Origin of the sequence: Bacteroides sp. 214, from assembly GCF_010501015.1 — a bacterium.
Lineage (GTDB): Bacteria > Bacteroidota > Bacteroidia > Bacteroidales > Bacteroidaceae > Bacteroides.
This window is the reverse complement of sequence record NZ_QVML01000052.1, coordinates 1-322: the sequence shown is the minus strand read 5'-3', so window position 1 is coordinate 322 and position 322 is coordinate 1. Positions and strand designations below refer to the sequence as shown.

Below are 322 nucleotides of genomic sequence, written 5' to 3'. Positions count from 1 at the left end.
GGCAAGGATGGTTTCGTCAATGTAGAAAGGTATCTCAATGGTATAAACATTGTTTTCTTCCAACATCTTTTGAGAAGAGATAAGCTCCTCGTCGATACATTTCACAGTTCCGTCGGCGAACTTCTCGTAATATGATGTATGGAGTGTATTATCTGTTTGAAAATCTATGCATGGTGTTATGAATCGCATCAGCCGAAGCATGGAAGAGACTACTATTATCTCGCAAGAATTGGTTGATGCCATTCGCGATGAGAAATTAAGTCTTCGTCTTTCGGGCAACTATACCCGTTACTGGGTTCCGGGCACAGATGTAAAGCTAAAT

General features: G+C 41.0%; 1 protein-coding gene. It reads right to left on the bottom strand.

Annotation, left to right across the window (positions count from 1 at the left end):
- Nucleotides 1-189 (bottom strand): hypothetical protein (locus tag D0T50_RS13515; protein ID WP_163224046.1); only part of this gene is annotated, 189 nt, incomplete at its 3' end.
- Between the last annotated feature and the right edge of the window lie 133 nt (nucleotides 190-322).